General features: G+C 49.3%; 17 protein-coding genes and 1 pseudogene. 12 read left to right on the top strand and 6 right to left on the bottom strand.

Annotation, left to right across the window (positions count from 1 at the left end; all coding sequences use genetic code 11):
• Window positions 1-7: 7 nt before the first annotated feature.
• The 5 genes from gntK to GSO_RS05195 all read left to right on the top strand — a co-directional run bounded on the left by gntK (window position 8) and on the right by GSO_RS05195 (window position 5,267).
• Complete coding sequence (gene gntK, locus GSO_RS05215) at window positions 8-1,576, top strand: gluconokinase (RefSeq protein ID WP_010489777.1); 1,569 nt, start codon at window positions 8-10, stop codon at window positions 1,574-1,576.
• Window positions 1,577-1,849: 273 nt separating this feature from the next.
• A complete protein-coding gene (locus tag GSO_RS05210; RefSeq protein WP_010489775.1) occupies window positions 1,850-3,202 on the top strand; it encodes a gluconate:H+ symporter in 1,353 nt (450 codons plus the stop codon).
• A gap of 133 nt (window positions 3,203-3,335) precedes the next feature.
• Complete coding sequence (locus tag GSO_RS05205; protein ID WP_010489774.1) at window positions 3,336-3,680, top strand: hypothetical protein; 345 nt, start codon at window positions 3,336-3,338, stop codon at window positions 3,678-3,680.
• 73 nt (window positions 3,681-3,753) lie between these two features.
• Window positions 3,754-4,473 (top strand): metal ABC transporter ATP-binding protein, encoded by a 720-nt coding sequence (locus GSO_RS05200; protein ID WP_010489771.1) that lies wholly within the window; start codon window positions 3,754-3,756, stop codon window positions 4,471-4,473.
• The gene (locus GSO_RS05195; protein WP_010489770.1) at window positions 4,470-5,267 is read left to right on the top strand and encodes a metal ABC transporter permease; all 798 of its coding nucleotides are present in this window, start codon (window positions 4,470-4,472) and stop codon (window positions 5,265-5,267) included. Before GSO_RS05200 ends, GSO_RS05195 begins: the two co-directional genes overlap by 4 nt.
• Window positions 5,268-5,347: 80 nt before the next feature.
• On the opposite strand, the pseudogene GSO_RS15610 reads toward GSO_RS05195, so the two are convergent.
• The 3 genes and pseudogenes from GSO_RS15610 to pepF form a co-directional block, all read right to left on the bottom strand.
• Window positions 5,348-6,196: pseudogene (locus tag GSO_RS15610) on the bottom strand (metallophosphoesterase family protein).
• Window positions 6,193-7,074 carry an NAD(P)-dependent oxidoreductase gene (locus tag GSO_RS05185; protein ID WP_010489767.1) on the bottom strand — a complete coding sequence of 294 codons (882 nt, stop codon included), beginning with the start codon at window positions 7,072-7,074 and terminating at the stop codon, window positions 6,193-6,195. Before GSO_RS05185 ends, GSO_RS15610 begins: the two are co-directional and overlap by 4 nt.
• Window positions 7,071-8,870 (bottom strand): oligoendopeptidase F, encoded by a 1,800-nt coding sequence (gene pepF / locus GSO_RS05180; protein ID WP_010489766.1) that lies wholly within the window; start codon window positions 8,868-8,870, stop codon window positions 7,071-7,073. The genes GSO_RS05185 and pepF overlap by 4 nt, the downstream gene beginning before the upstream one ends.
• 128 nt (window positions 8,871-8,998) lie before the next feature.
• Here pepF and GSO_RS05175 point away from each other — a divergent pair, with 128 nt between their 5' ends.
• Window positions 8,999-10,093, top strand: a complete 1,095-nt coding sequence (locus tag GSO_RS05175; protein WP_010489764.1) for an LCP family glycopolymer transferase — start codon at window positions 8,999-9,001, stop codon at window positions 10,091-10,093.
• Between the two features lie 178 nt (window positions 10,094-10,271).
• On the opposite strand, the gene brnQ is transcribed toward GSO_RS05175, so the two are convergent.
• On the bottom strand, window positions 10,272-11,651 hold the full coding sequence (gene brnQ / locus GSO_RS05170; RefSeq protein WP_010489762.1) for a branched-chain amino acid transport system II carrier protein: 1,380 nt from the start codon (window positions 11,649-11,651) through the stop codon (window positions 10,272-10,274).
• 577 nt (window positions 11,652-12,228) lie between these two features.
• Window positions 12,229-12,897: a hydrolase gene (locus tag GSO_RS05165; protein ID WP_010489760.1), complete on the bottom strand. Its 669-nt coding sequence runs from the start codon at window positions 12,895-12,897 to the stop codon at window positions 12,229-12,231.
• A gap of 539 nt (window positions 12,898-13,436) precedes the next feature.
• Here GSO_RS05165 and GSO_RS05160 point away from each other — a divergent pair.
• From GSO_RS05160 to GSO_RS05145, 4 genes are all read left to right on the top strand, one after another.
• Window positions 13,437-14,195 (top strand): DeoR/GlpR family DNA-binding transcription regulator, encoded by a 759-nt coding sequence (locus GSO_RS05160; protein WP_010489757.1) that lies wholly within the window; start codon window positions 13,437-13,439, stop codon window positions 14,193-14,195.
• An 83-nt stretch (window positions 14,196-14,278) separates the two neighbouring features.
• Complete coding sequence (locus tag GSO_RS05155) at window positions 14,279-15,061, top strand: glycosyltransferase family 2 protein (RefSeq protein WP_010489755.1); 783 nt, start codon at window positions 14,279-14,281, stop codon at window positions 15,059-15,061.
• A gap of 18 nt (window positions 15,062-15,079) precedes the next feature.
• On the top strand, window positions 15,080-15,841 hold the full coding sequence (locus GSO_RS05150; RefSeq protein ID WP_010489753.1) for a DUF975 family protein: 762 nt from the start codon (window positions 15,080-15,082) through the stop codon (window positions 15,839-15,841).
• An 82-nt stretch (window positions 15,842-15,923) separates the two neighbouring features.
• Window positions 15,924-16,256 carry a hypothetical protein gene (locus tag GSO_RS05145; RefSeq protein ID WP_010489751.1) on the top strand — a complete coding sequence of 111 codons (333 nt, stop codon included), beginning with the start codon at window positions 15,924-15,926 and terminating at the stop codon, window positions 16,254-16,256.
• 157 nt (window positions 16,257-16,413) lie between these two features.
• On the opposite strand, the gene GSO_RS05135 is transcribed toward GSO_RS05145, so the two are convergent.
• The gene (locus tag GSO_RS05135; protein WP_010489748.1) at window positions 16,414-16,770 is read right to left on the bottom strand and encodes a winged helix-turn-helix transcriptional regulator; all 357 of its coding nucleotides are present in this window, start codon (window positions 16,768-16,770) and stop codon (window positions 16,414-16,416) included.
• A 227-nt stretch (window positions 16,771-16,997) separates the two neighbouring features.
• Here GSO_RS05135 and GSO_RS05130 point away from each other — a divergent pair, with 227 nt between their 5' ends.
• Entirely contained in the window at window positions 16,998-17,615 is a 618-nt protein-coding gene (locus GSO_RS05130; protein ID WP_010489746.1) for a nitroreductase family protein, read from the top strand.
• 18 nt (window positions 17,616-17,633) lie between these two features.
• Window positions 17,634-17,714 (top strand): hypothetical protein (locus GSO_RS17740; protein ID WP_143445988.1); only part of this gene is annotated, 81 nt, incomplete at its 3' end.

Genomic DNA, 17,714 nt, shown 5'->3' with positions numbered 1-17,714 from the left:
GAACGTGATGTCTATCAAATATATGATCGGGGTTGATTTAGGTACAACGAGTACCAAGGTCGTTTTGTTTGATCTAAAAGGTCAAGCGATTGCAACGGCGAATAACCCTTACCCGTTATATCAAGATACGCCGGATATGGCTGAAGAGGATCCGGAAGAAATTTTTGCGGCGACGGTTGGCGGATTAACCGAAGTCATGCATCGCGGAAATGTTCAGCCCGGTGAATTAGGCGGCGTTTCGTTTTCAGCCGCCATGCATAGTCTGATTTTGATGGATGAGCATGACAAACCGATCACACGGGTTATTACCTGGGCAGACAATCGGGCAGCGGCTTACGCGACGAAGCTGAAGCAAAGTGACCTGGGGATGACGCTGTTTAAGGCGACCGGGGTTCCAACGCACCCGATGTCGCCGCTGGTGAAATTACTGTGGCTCAGTGCCGAGCATCCCGAGCTTGTCGCCCGCACGCGTCATTTTATCGGGATTAAAGATTATATCTTGTTCCGCTTCTTCGGGCGGTATGTTCAAGACTATTCACTGGCAAACGCGACGGGCTTGTTCAATATTCATACGATGGATTGGGATGATCGTGCCCTAGATGTTGCCAATGTCCGGCGCGATCAACTGCCGGAGTTGGTGGATACGAGTTATCAGTTGACCGGGTTAAATGCTAATTACGCCGCCGTGACGGGCATTGACGACCAAACACCGTTCATTCTCGGAGCTAGCGATGGCACGCTAAGTAACCTTGGCGTTGGCGCGATTGATCCTGGCGTTTTGGCGGTCACGATTGGCACTTCAGGCGCCGTTCGTGTGGTGACGGATAAGCCGGTTGTTGATCCGCAAGGGCGGTTGTTCACTTACTACCTAGCGCCTGATAAGTGGGTCGTCGGCGGTCCGGTGAATAATGGCGGCATCGTGTTCCGCTGGGTGCGCGATCAGTTGTTTGCGCCGGAAAAAATTACCGCTGAGCAATTGCAGGTTGATTCATATGAAGTTTTGACCGATATTGCCAGCAAAATTCCTGCCGGTGCGGATGGGCTGTTATTCCACCCCTATCTTGGCGGGGAACGGGCACCGATTTGGGACGCAAATGCGCGCGGCAGTTTCTTCGGCTTAACCCGTCAACACACGCGGGCACACATGGTTCGCGCCGCACTTGAGGGGATTGTTTATAACCTGTATATGGTGATGTTGATGATCGAAGGCATTACCGGTAAACCGCGCGCCATTCAGGCCACAGGTGGGTTCGCCCGCAGCGCATTATGGCGGCAAATGCTGGCCGACGTATTTGAACAGGAAGTCAACATTCCCGAAAGCTTTGAAAGCTCAGCACTGGGAGCCGTAGTGATTGGAATGAAATCGCTAGGGTTGATTGGTGATCTCAGTGTCGTCAAGGATATGATTGGCGTGACCAACACACACGAACCGAATGAAGCTAACTTCCAGGCTTATCGGGAATTATTGCCAATCTGGATTCGGTTAACGCGCAAACTCGGCAGTGAATATCAGGCGATTGCCGATTATCAACGTGCACATCCGGATCCGAGGGCACGTAGCAAAGAACAGGATTAATGAAAAAGCGGTAGCTAATGCTTGCTTATGATACAGTCTATGAAAAAAGTGGTCGACAGACGCGAGACAAACTCAATACGGCTGCCACTTTTTATCGCTAGTTTTGTAAGCGGTTTCTCACCGCGTCGGTTCACACTCATCATAACGCACTCTCCAGCGCAGAAGCCTGCGTGTAAGGACCTTGGTTGCAATGGCAAAGACCGCCATCACGTCCAAGGCCGCTTACACTCCGGCTTCTACCCGCGCTGGCTCACGCTCAGGAGGGGACTTACCATGGATTTACTTGTCTTGGTTCTAGGTATTCTATTACTGTTGGTGTTGATTATTAAGTTTAAGTTCAACACTTATGTTTCTCTGATAATAACAGCTGTTGTTGTGGCGCTGGGGTTGGGGATGGCACCAGCTAAGATCGCCACGAGTATTCAAACCGGTATTGGCTCGCAATTAGGTGAACTTGCGCTGGTGTTTGGTTTTGGTGCGATGCTGGGGCGGCTGGTTGCCGATGCCGGTGGTGCTTATCGCATTGCCCACACGCTGATTAACGCGTTCGGACGCCGGGGTCTTCAATTAGCGGTGGTTTTGGCTTCTTTCATTATCGGCATTGCTTTGTTTTTTGAAGTCGGGATCGTTTTGCTGGTTCCGATCGTCTTTGCCATTGCTGCTGAAGCCGGTGTCCCGATTTTGACACTTGGCATTCCGATGGCAGCAGCTTTGTCGGTCACGCACGGCTTCTTACCGCCACACCCGGCACCCACAGCCATTTCGACGGCGCTGGGTGCTTCAGCTGGACTGGTTCTGGCGTATGGGGTGATCATTGCGGTGCCAACCGTCTACATCGCCGGCCCGCTATTTTCCAAACTTGCCCATCGGCTGGTTCCGGATGCTTTTGAACGGCGTGGGAATTTAAAAGCGTTGGGGCCGCAAAAAACCTTCAAGCTTGATGAAACCCCTGGCTTCGGTATCTCGGTTTTGACTTCCCTGTTCCCGGTTATCCTGATGGCCATTGCGACGGTCTATGAACTGGTTCTGCATGGTGGCAAAACACCAAAAACACCGACCGGCATGGACAATCTGATCGCCTTTATCGGGTCACCGAGTATTGCGATGCTAATCTCACTTCTATTCGCCATGTGGGCCATGGGTTATGCCCGCAAACTGCCGGCCAAGGATATCATGGCTACGCTGGAAGATGCGGTGAAGTCCATTGCGATGCTGCTGTTGGTTATCGGTGGCGGCGGCGCATTCAAGCAGGTCTTAATTGATGGCGGCGTTGGTGATTCCGTGAAAAACCTATTCGTCTCATCGTCCATTTCGCCACTGATTCTTGGCTGGTTAATTGCCGTGGTTTTGCGAATCGCACTCGGCTCGGCAACCGTTGCTGCCATGACCGCTTCTGGACTGGTATTGCCATTGATGCAAAGCGCCGGCATCCAACCAGCTTTGATGGTGCTGGCAATTGGTGCTGGATCATTGGCAGCCAGCCACGTCAACGACGCCGGATTCTGGATGTTCCGTGAATATTTTGATCTCACCATTAAGCAGACCTTGCTGACATGGACTTTGTTAGAAACGATTATCTCCGTTGTCGGACTGGGTGGGGTGCTGCTGTTGAGTTTGTTTGTTTAAAGGCAAAAACATTAAAAAGTCGACGATACGTCGGCTTTTTTGCGTTTGCAGGTTCAAGCCGACCGTCGCAGTCAGCCGCTCAATATGATAAACTTACGCCATTCACAAATACAGAAATGGAGATCGTTAACTTATGTACGAACCAACCAAAAAACGCCGCGTTGCCGAAGATGTTGCCAAGGTTTTTCCCGAAGAAGTGACGAATCAGATCTTTGATGTCATTGCCGTGATGCAGAAGGCCAAGCAACTGGTAACGGCACCGGTGGCAATTGCCTTTTCAGATGATTATACCGATGACGAAATGTATGCGATGATCATTCAAGGTAACCTGGCACCCGCACAGGAATTCCCGTTGACCTATAAGGGGGACAAGCCTTTTCTAGGGCATGGCTATATTCTTGTGGTGAAGGATAAGCCGAAAACGATTCGGATTGACTTTAGTGCCGCTAATCCGTTCAAAGCAGATAAAACCAAATAAAACTGGCCTTTTCATGAAAACTTAGGTAAAATAGTAGATCGTAATCGTTACCGTCTACGATTGGGAGGCAGCTATGAGCGAACCGATTTTGTCTGTGAAGCACCTTAGTTTTGGATTTCGCGATCAACAACTTTATCGCGACCTGAGTTTTCATTTGGATGTTGGCTCGATAACGAGCTTGGTTGGGCCGAATGGGGTGGGGAAGACCACACTGATTCGCCTGTTGATGGCACAGTTAAAGCCGCAAGCCGGTACGATTCAGTTTCGCAAGCAGCCGCCGGTTCGACTGGGCTATGTACCACAATTTCGCAATGTTGACGAAGAATTCCCGCTGTCAATCCGCAGCTTTATTCAATTGCGGCAGCTGGATCATCTTTTCTTCTGGCATACCCCTAAGGAAAAAGCGGCGCTGAACCGGGTTATCGAAGCGACTCACTTAACGCATATTGCTGACACGCGGCTCGGAATGGCGAGCGGCGGTGAAAAGCAGAAGGCTTATTTAGCCCAGGCGCTGTTGGATGATCCCAACTTTTTGATTCTTGACGAATCGACAGCGAGCTTGGATGTGAATACCAAGCATGAGTTGATGGATCTGGTCCAGGAGCTGAACCAGACTCAGAAGCTAACGGTGTTGTTCGTGACGCATGACTTGAGCCTGGCGAAGCAATATACCAAACAATATTTGTTGCTGACTGGCGATCGTTATGAGATGAAGCCGACTGCCGAGATGGATCTGGCTTCAATGCCGGAAGAGTTGCGCAACGATGCCGAGAATCGCGGGGTGATCGCATGAATTTATTTGCTTATGCCTTCATGCAAAATGCTTTTATGGCCAGCACGTTTATCGCTATCACGACCGGTATTGTCGGCGTCTTTGTGGTTGCCCGTAATATGTCTTTCCTGGCGCACACTTTGTCTGAGGTGGGTTTTGCCGGTGCCGCATTTGCGGTGTTTGCTGGCATTAGGCCACTGGATGGGATGTTGATGTTTACGGCCATTAGCAGTATCAGCGTTGGCCGCATGTCGGTTCAGGCCTCGCGCCGGGAAGCGTCGATTAGCGCGGTTTCGAGCTTGTTCATCGGCTTGGGTATTTTGTTTTTATCGCTTTCGAGTGCCAATGCCAGTTATGCGACGACAATTTTGTTCGGCAGTATTATCGGCATTTCGCGCAGTGACGTTTGGCAGCTGGTCGCGTTGGCTGCCGGCGTTCTGTTTACGCTGTATTTTGGCTATCGCCGCCTAGCTTTTGATTCGTTTGATCCGGTGGGCTCTGCCGCACAGGGGTTGAAAAGTAAATACATTTCCATTTACTTTCTGCTCATTCTCGCGGTGTCGGTTTCGATCGGTGCGCAGATTGTCGGTAGTTTGCTAGTATTCATTTTGCTCACGCTACCGCCCAATGTTGCCAAGTATCTGGGAAGGACGCTGCCGCAGATGATCGTGATTTCCGTCATCACGGCGCTCATTGGCGTCTGGAGCGGCCTTTACCTTGGCTTCCTGACGAACTGGCCAGTAACCTTCTTCATCGCTGCCATTGAGTTTATCTTTTATTTCTTGGCACTGTGGTATCACCACCAGACAAATTGATTGAATTGCATTAAAAAATGGCTTTAGAGAGCAGATGCATGCCTCTCTAAAGCCATTTTTTCGTGCTAGTCTAAATCCCACTAGTGCCGCTGACGCTGCTGGCGCAAAAATTCAGCGACCTCTGCCCGATAGTGGTGGGATTGGTCGAACTGGGCAAGGTAGGCGGCATCGTGGGTGCTTGTCGCGCCAGTGTGCCGCAGCTTGGTGTAAACCTCCAGATAAGGTAGCTGGGCTTTCTTGGCCACCGCCAATTCAGCCGCGACGTCATAGGGAACCTGCCGTAAGTTCAAGTCGGTGATGGCACCGTTGTCGAGTTCCAATAATGCGTAATCCGCGTAGGTAGTCGTTTGCAACTTAGCCCGCGGCGAATAGGCTTGGCCAATCGAACCGGGATTGAGAATGACCTGACCGCTGCTGGTATAGCGCAACAATTGCTGATGAGTGTGTCCATAAATCGCGATGTCGATATCCTGATTAGGGGCAATCTGGTCAAAATTTGGTTGCGGCTGATCGGGGTATAAGCGATGGCCGTGATTGCAGTTTGGCAGATTGTGCGCCAGGCTGATCACGAGGCCATCTTGTTCAAAAACGTCATGCAGCGGCCAATGACGGATGGTCGTCAACATGTCGGCCGTCAGCTGCGGCCACAGATACGCCACTAAGCGACTGAAGTAGACATCGGTGGGTTGCGCCAAGTCGACCGGACCATCTAAAACCCAGAATAAATCGTCATCCCAGTTTCCTTTGACGAGATGCGTCAGCGGCAAGGCATGCAGGCCGTGTCAGAGGTTAGCTGCTCCCGGACCTGGTAAGAATAGATCGCCAAGAAACCAATATTCATCTGCATGATGTGCTTGGGCGTCTTTAATAACCGCCGAAAAGGCAGTCATATTGCCGTGAATATCTGATAAAATGGCGATTTTGGTCATGCTTCATCCCACCGTTCGTTCATTGTGACTAACCCTTGCGTGCCTAAATCGCCTTTGCCTGCTGCCACCATTTTGGCATACAGATCTTCGGCCAATTCGGTTGCCGGCAACTGTAAATGCATTTTCTTGGCTTCGTCTAACGCAATGCGGAGGTCTTTGAGAAAATGCTTGGCGAAAAAGCCTGGCGTGTAATCGGCTTGCAGCATGCGCGGACCGTAATTACTGAGACTCCAGTTCGCCGCGGCGCCACTGCCGACGACTTTCAGAATTTCGTTCAGATCCAGTCCGGCAGCTTTCCCATAGACGAGCATTTCGCTCAATCCGGTCATCGTGCCGGCAATCATAATTTGATTGGCCATTTTGGCATGTTGCCCGGAACCAGCCGGGCCAAAATAATTGACGGATGAGGCGATTGGCGCAAACAGCTCTTTGAGTTTTGGCAGCAAGTCTTTTTGACCGCCGATCATAATCGTGAGGGTGCCTTTTTCAGCGCCGATATCTCCACCGGAAACAGGCGCATCAATGGCAATGACGCCTTTTTCTTTGGCTTTTTCGGCAATTTGCTTGGCCAGTGTCGGGGTGCTGGTGGTCATGTCAATCACTAAGTCACCGGCTTGGGTACCGGCAAGAATGCCATCGCAGCCAAAATAGACTGCCTCGACATCTTGTGGGAAGCCGACCATCGACATGACAACATGACATTGTGCAGCAACGGCGTGAGGCGATTCTGCCCAGACCGCACCGGCATCCAAGACTGCCTGTGCATGGGCCTTGGTGCGATTGTAAACGATGACTTCCTGACCGGCTTTAAGAAAGTTCTTGATGATGCCGGTGCCCATCACACCGGTGCCAATAAATCCAAGTTTCAAAGGACTCATCCTTTCTGTAAAAGTTCTTCCAATTCGGTTAACCGTTTTTCAAACATTGAAAATGCCGCTTCCAGATAGTCCGGTTTGGTCATATCGACGCCGGCGGTCTTCATGGTATCGATGGCATATTGCGAGCTGCCTGACTTTAAATAGTCCAAGTAGCGGGACGCGGCGTTGGGTTCGCCACTGCTAATGCCGGCAGCTAGCGTTGATGCTGCGGCAAAACCGGTTGCATACTGATAGACATAATAATTGTAATAGAAATGCGGGATTCGTGCCCATTCGAAGGCAATTTCGGGATCGCGGGCAACATCCGGTCCATAATACCGGGCATTGAGATCGGCGTAGTATGTTGACATACTGGTTGCCGTGAGTGGCTCGCCTTGTTGGTCCTGCTGATGAATCCAGTGTTCAAATTCGGCAAATTGCGTCTGGCGGAAGACGGTACCTTTAAAGCCATCGAGATAGTAATTCAGGATGTAGGCGCGTACCTTGGGGTCATCCGTGTGGGTCAGGAAGTAATCGGTGAGCAGATTTTCGTTGGTGGTCGAAGCAATTTCGGCAACAAAAATCGGGTAATCGCCATACACATAAGGCTGGTTGTGACGCGTGTACCAGCTGTGAACGCTGTGGCCGGTTTCGTGAATCAAAGTATAAAGTTCGTCCACCGCGTCATGCCAGTTCAGCAAAATAAACGGATTCGTATCGTAAGACCCACCTGAATAAGCGCCGGAACGTTTGCCTTTATTTTCGACGACATCAATGTAGCGGTTGTCAAAGATTTCCCGGACATGGCTGAGATAATCATCACCAAGCGGCGCCAAAGCCTTTAATGCCTCGGCTTTGGCCTGGTCAAGCGTGAAGGTCAATGGCGGCTTGCCGGTCAACGGGGTGTAGATGTCATACATGTGCAATTGATTGACGCCCAGGACTTTTTTCCGCAATGTGACATAGCGATGCAGAAGCGGCAGATGGGTGTTGACCTGGTCGATGAGGGTCGTATAAACACTTTCCGGAATATGATTACTTGCCATTGCCGCCGCGCGGGCATTGGCGTAATGATGGGCCTTGGCATTGAAATTGTGCGCCTTGACCTGACCGCTCAGCGTTTGGGCAAACGTGTTCTTCATGCTTTCGTAAGCACGCAGTAACGTTTCAAAGGCTTCTTTGCGCAATTTTCGCTGAGTTGAGCGAATCAACTGGCCATACAAGCCGTTACTGAGTTGCACCGTTTCGCCGTCTTCATTTTCGACGAAACCGAATTGCAGGTCGGAATTATCTAGGACGTTGAAAGTAGCATGGCTGGCGTTCAGCGCATCACCGGCACTGGCAATCAGAGCCTCGGCTGCGGTTGTCAGCACATGTTGGCGATTAACGGTGATCGCATCAATAAAATGCCCAAACGGCTTGAGGCTTTCGGTGTCGCGCCATGCTGTCAGTTTGTCTGCGGGAATTGCCAGAATCTCCGGATCCAAAAAGGCTAACTGACTGGCAAGTTCGGCACCGAGGCTCTCGGCCTTGGCATTCATCGCCTGATAAGTGGCGTTGCCAGTATCCTGATCGCTTTTCAGGCTTGAATAAACATAGACTTTCTCAAATCGTCGAAAGACTGCTAAAACCGCCTTGATGCCGGTGATGAGTGCATCGGCTGAATTGCCTAAAGTTCCTTTGAGCGCGGCTGCTTCTTTGGCCTGTTCACGCACAGCTTCAAAGTCGGCTGTCCAGGCCGCATCATTTGGATAAATGGTGGTTAGATCCCACGTCAGCTTGGTTGGAACATCTTCACGTACCGGTAAATGTTGCATCTGATCAGCTCCAATTTCTAATATTTCTTTAATGTTACCATATCACGCTGATTTTTGAGCTAAATCCCTTCTTTCTTCATAATTATCTGCTACACTACCGTAGAAACTAAAACTGGAGTGAAGAAGTAATGTCTAAGCAACAAGATTCAAATCTGCGAACGACACATGATAAACCCAAGCGGCGCCGTCCGATTCTTCGGGCAGTGGTCGTCATCGCGCTCGTGGCGTTATTCCTTGCGGGCGGCTATGCGGCCAGATTCTACTCCCAAGCGAAGAAAGCCGTGGCGAAAACTTACGATCCCGTCAGCACCAAGGCTGTTGACTCTGACCTTGATGGCAAAAAGCCCATCAGTATTCTCCTGATGGGAACCGACACCGGCGCTTTTGGCCGTAAAGATACCGGTCGATCCGATACCCTCATGTTAGTGACCATTAATCCTAAAGAAAAGAAAACAACGATGGTCAGCATTCCGCGTGACACCCTGGCAGAAATGGTGGGGACCGGCAACGACTCTTCAACCTATGAAAAGATCAATGCAGCGTACTCTTATGGCAAATCAAGCGCAGCTATCAAAACCGTTGAAAAGTTGTTGAATGTTCCAATTAATTATTACGTGACGGTTAATATGGAAGGCCTGCAAAAGATTGTCGATGCTGTCGGCGGTGTGGACGTCAACGTACCATTTACCTGGACAGACGCCAACACCGGTGGTCAGACGTTCAAGAAAGGCAAAGCCCATCTCAATGGCGAACTGGCACTTGCTTACGCGCGGATGCGTGACGAAGATCCGGAAGGTGACTATGGCCGGCAGAAGCGGCAACAGGAAGTCATCAATCAAATTGTCAAGCATCTGTTGTCAGTTAAGTCGTTGACCAATTATCAGAAGGTCATGGATTCCTTATCTTCCAGCATGCGGACGAATCTGACGTTTGATGACATGATGGCGATTGCCCAAAATTACCGGGCTTCAGCGGGCACTATCGAACGTAAGCAACTTCGAGGTATCGGTGTTTACATTGATAATGCTGCCTATCAGGTTATGAAGACCGATACGCTTCAGAAAACGTCAGACGAACTGCGTGAACAACTAGGTTTACAAAGCGAAAAGCTAAGTAACTTCAATACCCGGCAAAATGAAATTAACAATGCGGCCGGTTTTGACTGGACCGCCAACAATCCGGTTTATACGGTCTCACTTGACGGTGCCACTACTGGGCCGTGATGTTCTGAGATATTTAGTGCCTCAAACCTAGGCATAACCGAAAAAAGACGAAAGAATTCTCAAATCGCAGTTTGCGATGGCGAGAATTCTTTCGCCTTTTTGTTTCTGCATCGAGGCGGGCAAGCCAGCGCGGCAAGCATCGTCCCTTTTACACTCCTTTGGTTCATATAAAGCAAGGTTAGTCTGGATCAGGCAGGTCAGGTGCCAATTTTGCCCCGCTAAACTTGGCAGCAATGAAGCCGCAGATAAACCCGATGAGGAGGAATGGTACAAAGTCCATGCCAATGCCAAACAAGGGGATGAAGGTTGAAGCAAAATGTTGAATTGCGGCAAAGAAAGGCAATTGCGCCAAACCGGCAGGCAGCGCGTGAATGGCATCGAGTAAGGCCGGAATCATGGTAAAGGCGATGGTGGTCTTATAGATGCGGGTATTCTTGCCGATCCACGGATGAAGCAGCCCTAACATGATCAAGGCAATGGCCAATGGATAAAGCAGCATCAAAATCGGCGTGGAGTAGGCGATAATCTGATCCAGTCCGAAATTGGCGATGAAAAACGCCCCGATTGTCGTGATCGGTAAGAAGAAATGGTAACCCAGCTTCGGGAAGCGGTGACCAAGATCCTGGGAGAAGGAAGTAACCAAGCCGATCGCGGTTGTCAGACAGGCCAGTAACGTCATGGCACCAAGCAAGGCGGTTCCGATGAGTCCTGTATAATGGGTCATGATCTGATTAAAGGCGGTGCCGCCATTTGCGGTTAATTTAGCAAAACCCAGGCTGATGGCGCCTAACATGATGAGTAGCAGGTAGATGATCGCCTCGAGCCCCATTGCCAAAGAACCCACTTTCGCAACCGCTTTGGCCCGACTGGAAGCGCGATGCAGCCCCATGAGTTTAAGGGCGGTAATAATCGTCACCCCAAAGCCTAAGCCCGCTAAAGCATCCATCGTGTTGTAACCCTGCAAAAAGCCGTTAACGAGATTGCCACTGATTAAGTTGGCGTTACCGGTAAAGCTAATGGTCCGAATGTCACCTTTGATCAAAAGTGCCCAGAAGAAAATGAAGGCTAGTAAAATCAGAAAAAGCGGATTTAGCAGTTTGCCGATATAGGTGGTAATTTTGCTTTCATTCCGGGCAAGAAGAAAAGTTGCCAGGAAGAAAATGAACGAAAAGATCAGTAAGCCGATTTGCTGCTGCGCCTTTCCTAAAAAAGGTGAAATCCCGATCGCATAAGTGACTGTGGCCGTCCGCGGCGAGGCGATGAGTAAGCCAAGGCTGGCGTGAGTCGCAAGCAGGAAGAACAAGGCGAATCCATGACCTGCCGGACGAGCTAGATCATACATACTACTCGCACGAGTGAGGCTGATGGCCATGATGGACAGGAGCGGCAGTAACACCGCTGATAATAAAAAGCCAATGGCGGCAGGCAGCCAGGCACTTCCGGCTAGCTGGCCCATGTGAATCGGGAAAATCAGATTTCCGGCTCCAAAGAACATCCCGAACAACAGGGAGCCAAGGGTAAGGTACTGGCGTTTGGTAAGTTTGGGTTGTGTTGACATTGAGAATCCCTCCATTTTATAAACGATTGCAATCGCGACACTGACTGCAAGAAGCTTATTGAGGCGGGCATGTAGCGCATTGCCCATAACGCGTTCGCAGTCGCAGAAATCTCCTTACACTCCGGCTTCTAAACGCGCCGGCTCACGCTCACATCAAAAAAGCCCTTAACAGTCAGAACTGTTAAGGGCGCGGATCACGCTGTACCACCTTACTTTACCACCAACGTCACCGTCAGCGGCCTCGCCGCGTACGGCCGGATTCCCGGCGATACGCGATTGCTGTAATGGGCGCAATCCCAGCCATTACTCCCGAAGTCGCAATGGCAACTCGTAGACTACTTTCCACCAGGCAATCAGAGGTCTCTTCCCACCAACCGAGACTCGCTGACACTGACAACCTAGGTACTCTTCTACTCATCGTTTTTGAACATTTGTTGAATTGAAACTTATTTTACAAAGAAATCGGTGAATGTCAAGAATTTTAATTTTAAAATCGTAAGAAATGTATGGGAGTGACTTTTTGGAAGGCATAAAAAAACCTCCTCAGGTTTGTGAGGAGGTTTACCGAACTGATGAATTAGCCAACAACTTCAACGGTTGCTGACATCACACCTGCTGAAGGAATCTGGGAGTTAGGCATCGCGACATCCAGTTGGTTAGGGTTGCCCGCCGCAAAACTACCGGTGTCATTGACGGTCCGATACCAAACTGTACCATCAGACAAGGTGATCTTCAGACGTGTGCCTTTAGGGAAGACCGAGAGATTGGCTGCAACGCCATCGTATCCCATGTTTGAGCCGAGGACTGCGGGATCGTAGAAGCTCAACTTAAAGGTTCCCTTGTTGGTTGTTGTCTGGGTTGTTTGTGCAGTGCTCGTTGGTGCTGCACTTGCCGCCGCAGCGTTAGCAGCATTTTGCGCTGCCTGTGCCTGAGCTTGTTGCTCTTGCGCTGCTTTTTCGGCAGCTGCCTGATCTGCAGCTGCTTTTTCGGCAGCGGCTTGTTCTTCGGCAGCCTTGGCAGCAGCCGCTTTTTGATCAGCAATCTGATGTGCTGCTTCGGCAATATCATTTGTGCCGACTGTGATGGTATTTTCATTCTTAGGATTGATCAGTGAATATGCATTCGCCTGTTCAACCTTAGCCTCATTGCTTAACACAATTGACTTGGCACTGACTTTACTGTTGTCACTATCAGATGTGGCATGATCGGCAATCGCTTCAACCTTTTGCGAATGATTGCTTGCCATTCCTAACAAAGGTGCCACGCTGAGTAACGTAATGATCGATAATTTAATTTGCTTAGTAAAGATAAAAATTCACTCCTATATTTTGAATAGCCGTCGTTTTGTTCCCCCGAGAACACAAACGAAGTATATAGGTGTGGTGTGTCAATAAAATACCAGCATCATTACAAAAATAGCTAAATTGGTAATATTGTTACGCTGACGTAACAAAACGAATGTTAAATTTTTTCGTAACAATCACTGAACATTTTTTGAAAAAGTGGGTTCAACCCTTGAAGATTCTGTGATTTGCGGACATTTTCTACCACAATTTGTGAATTTTTCCAAAATTTATGGGAGCCTAAACTTTTAGCGATCAGGAAATGATATGCTAATTTTACGGCTAAAAAGTCAGAATTGTGGGTCGTTACCGAGGGTGGTCAAGACCAAATTGCGGATTATCCACTTGTTGAAATCGAAAATTGGACAATAAATGTTCTTCCATAAACGCGGTTTTCAAGAATCAGGTATAATAAGGCGAGACAAGTAGGGAGGTTTGTGCGGTGGCGATGTATCGGGAAAAACGCTTTGAGGAGATCAAAAGACTGCTGGCAGTCCGTAATGAACTGAGTATTGACGACATTATGAAAGCAGTTGGCGTTTCTCGTGACACAGCACGCCGGGACATTGTGGCTTTGGATGCCCAAGGAATTGCCCGCCGAACCCGTGGTGGCTTGGTATCGTTAAACTTCGGCCACAGTATTCCTAGCTACTCAGCTCGTTTGAAACGGTTTTCGACCCAAAAGACGAAAATGGCTAAGGCAGCATTATCGCTGATCAAACCGGGCGGCGTTTATTTCATTGATGACTCGACCACGCTTTTGAAATTGTCACAGTCCATTCGGCATCCGGTGACCGTCTACACGCACAGCCTCGATAATGCCATTGCCCTTTCAGTAGAAGAACAAGTCAACCTGCATCTTTTTGGCGGCAAGCTTGACCACCACGCGCGGTTCTTCTTTGAGCCGACCATGCTGGAAACTTTGCGCCGGATTGCTTTTGATGCCGCGTTTATCGGCGCAACCGCGATTGCCGAAGACGGCGTGTACTTTTCTTATATGGAAGATGCACAGGTTAAACAAGCAGCAGCGTTATCGGCGCGTCAGGTGGTCGTAGTGTCTGAAACCGAAAAGTTCCAGATTGAAGCGCCTTATCGCGGATTGGAACTAGGTCAGATCAGCACGCTGATTACGGATAAGAAATTATCAGCGCCGCAAAAACGCTGGTTTGCCCCGCAGACAAATTTTATCGTTGGCAGCTGAGCAACACTTACCAAAAAAGGATTGATACGTATTCAACTTAAGCAAACAGCCTATCAGCAACGGATTCACGAGGAGGTGGCGTCATGACAACGCCGCTTGTGACGATTATTGTACCGGTTTATAACCTTGAGGCATACGTGGCACATGGCTTGCAGAGTCTCTTGGCACAAACTTATTCCCATTTACAGATCATCGTGATTGATGACGCTTCCGACGATCGGTCACCGCAGATTGTGAGCCATTTTGCCCGGCTGGATAACCGCATTCATGCCATTTTAAAGTCCGTGAACCAAGGCGTTTCCGCAGCGCGTAATAGCGGTTTGGCGCAGGCACGTGGTGAATTGGTGGCATTCATGGATGGCGATGACTGGTATGAGCCGGACTTTATTGCCCATGCCGTTAAAATGATGAATCAAGGATGGGATCTCATTGCGATGCCGTTTTTCCGGGATGATCCCGCTCCGAGACCGGTGCGACCGGGGTTACGCAAGGCAAAACAATTGACGCGCGACGGATTGATTCGACAGATGCTGCATCCAGTGGGCTATATTCGCGGTTATCTATGGAACAAAGTTTTTCGCCGCGACGTTATTGAACGATTGCAGTTGCGCTTCGACGAGCAAATGTCCATTATGGAAGACGAACTATTTACGGCAACTTACGTGATGGCAACGCACCATTTCCTATATACCGGCCATCCGGCTTATCACCATGTGGTCCGGCGCGATTCAGCCACTCAGTCCTTGGGTGTTTTCGGTGCGATTCCCCAACAACTGTATGCTTTATGGCGCATTCATCGCGTTTTGCGCCACGCACGCCGCCGTGCCAAAGCAAATAAGAAGGAAACCGTTAAAATTGATCATTGATCAGGAGGATCATGGACTTTGGCAGAAAATTTAATGACTTTCCCGCAATTGAAACAAGCAGCCAAGAAACAACTGAAGACGGGAACGAATCGTCGGGATCTTATGCTGGCGTATTTGTTGCCGAGCTTGTTGCAGGCCGCGGCGACGATTACCGTTTATTTGATGATCCAGGCGGTGGTGCAAGGCTTCGGTGCCGAAAAAATGTTCACCGATCCGACTGGCTTTCAGGCTTACTACGCCCAAAGCAGTAATGACAGCGGCATGGTGAATACGATTCAAAGCCTTGTCGTGACGATGTTGGCCCAAGGTGTTAACTTTGCGGTGCTGGATCTCGTCCGCAACCATGAACGTGTACGACCGCTTCAAGCTGTGTTAGGTTTGTTCAACGGTAAATGGTTTTGGGGGTCCATTTCATTGTGGATCTTTATGTATTTTCTGACACTCATCGGGTTCTCTTTTCTGATCTTTCCCGGAGTTATGTTAGCACTAGGATGGCGGCAGGCGTTTTGGGTCTTTAAGGATGGCCACGAAGCCGATCAACGGTTTTCGTCCATCACGGCTTTGATCGGATCATGGCGCCTCATGAAAGGTTTCAAGGGAGATTTACTGGGCTTGTACCTCTCACTGATTGGCTGGTATTTGCTGGAAAATGCCACGTTCCATCTCTTCGACTGGGCCATCAATCCTTATCTGCAGCTGGTTCACGCGAATTACTACGAAAACCGCCGCGCTTACAAAATGGCGGCCTTGCATCGCAATGGTTCTGACGTGCACTTTTAGCACAGGCAGGGTATACTGACAGCGATTGAAGACGGAGTCAGGAATTGTGTGGTGCTAAAAGAAGAAGGTTGGCGCTGTTATTATGGAAACCGAAGCATATATGACCTTGGCAGAAGTCAAAAAGCGGCAGGCCAGTTTAAAAGACAAAATGCCGCTTGATCAGGCGATTGCCGAAAATATTCAAAACTGGGCACAGTGGCTGCTGGACGAAGGATTTGAAGGCAGCTACTTCACGGCCGAACTAAACGGGAATACGATCATGATTAGCGATCTCGATGGCCGGCAAGTCGCAACCATCACCACCGACGCACCTAGTTATGTCGATGCGTTCAAGCAGTCAGATAGGATGACCATGCTGACAATTCAAAGCAAGCTGCGCCGACTGATTGACCAGCACGGCATTAAAACGCAGTGAGCATGAGTGAGTCATAGCGACTGACTGTGCGAAAACAAAATGAAGGACGAATGGATTTCCACATTGTGTGGGAAATCTCATTCGTCCTTTTTGGTGTTGACGATTTGCTGCGTCAGTTTTCAATTAACGGAAATAAAGAAGGGTTCAACAGAAACCCTTAGACGTTGTCGTTTGCCTCAATCTTGTGATCGTTGAAGGCGGATCCCCAAGCGGCCATGGCTTCGATAACCGGTGTTAAGGATCGCCCAAATGAAGTTAAACTGTATTCCAGCGAACGGTTGTCACTAACGGTACCTATTTTTTTCACGATAAGATGATCAGCTTCCAGTTGTGCCAGCTGCAGTGCCAACATTCGTTCGGTAACGGATGGGATCGCGCGATTAAGCGTGCTAAAACGTGTCGCGTCACCTCTCAAAAGATGATATAAAATGACGCTCTTCCATTTTCCGGAAATGAATTGGACTGTGCTTTGGACGGGACAACCTTCAGCGCAATCATAAACTTCGCGTGCCATAGAGAGGACTTCCTTCGAGTTAAAATGACTTACATTTTTCTCACTTACATTAATATAGTGCTAATCGTATCATAATGTTTGCAAGGACAACAGGGGGTCAGACAAAAAACTGATTGATCGTTGGCGGATTATCAGCTTCGGTAGCGACTATCGGCAGACGCTTCCTTTTGTCCCTGCGATCCCGGGATAGGTCATTAACGAATGGATAAGCACACGGAGGTTATAAAATGTTTAACAATCAAATTGTATCTGCTTTAAAAAAACGGCGGTCGATTTACCAACTGGGCAGATCGGTCACGACGCCGACGAATGATATTGTCAAGATAGCGCAAGATGCCATCATTGAATCACCAACGGCCTTTAATGGCCAGACAGTGAAGGCGATTTTTCTCTTTGATGAGCATCACGAACACTTATGGGACCTGACAGCTGAACGTTTGCGCTCAGAGGTTCCATCAGATGAGGCTTACCAAGCAACGTTGAAGAAACTAAATAGTTTTAAGGCTGCATTTGGAACCATTTTGTTTTTTGAAGACAGTGCAACAGTCAGGCAAGAAGAGAAGGATTATCCACTTTACCGCGACAACTTTCAAGATTGGGCTGAACAAGCTCAGGGAGGGGCGCAACAGGCGGTCTGGGTCGCGCTTGCTTTGAATAATATCGGTGCCAGTTTGCAACACTATAATCCCTTGATTGATGAGCAAGTGCGCGAAGCTTTTGCAGTTCCTGCTGAATGGGTGCTCCGGGCTGAAATGCCATTCGGATCCATTGAGGCGCCTGCGGGGGAAAAGTCTTATTTACCTCGGGAGGAACGCTTTGTTGTATTTCAACATAAGGCTGTTTGAGAAAGCAGGGGCGTATACATGCCAGAAGAATCACGCGCTGTGATCATTATTTTTGGAGGGTCAGGGGATCTAGCTTCGCGTAAACTATATCCCGCATTA

Source organism: Lacticaseibacillus zeae DSM 20178 = KCTC 3804 (assembly GCF_000260435.1).
GTDB classification, from domain to species: domain Bacteria; phylum Bacillota; class Bacilli; order Lactobacillales; family Lactobacillaceae; genus Lacticaseibacillus; species Lacticaseibacillus zeae.
This window is presented reverse-complemented; position numbering and strand designations above follow the sequence as displayed.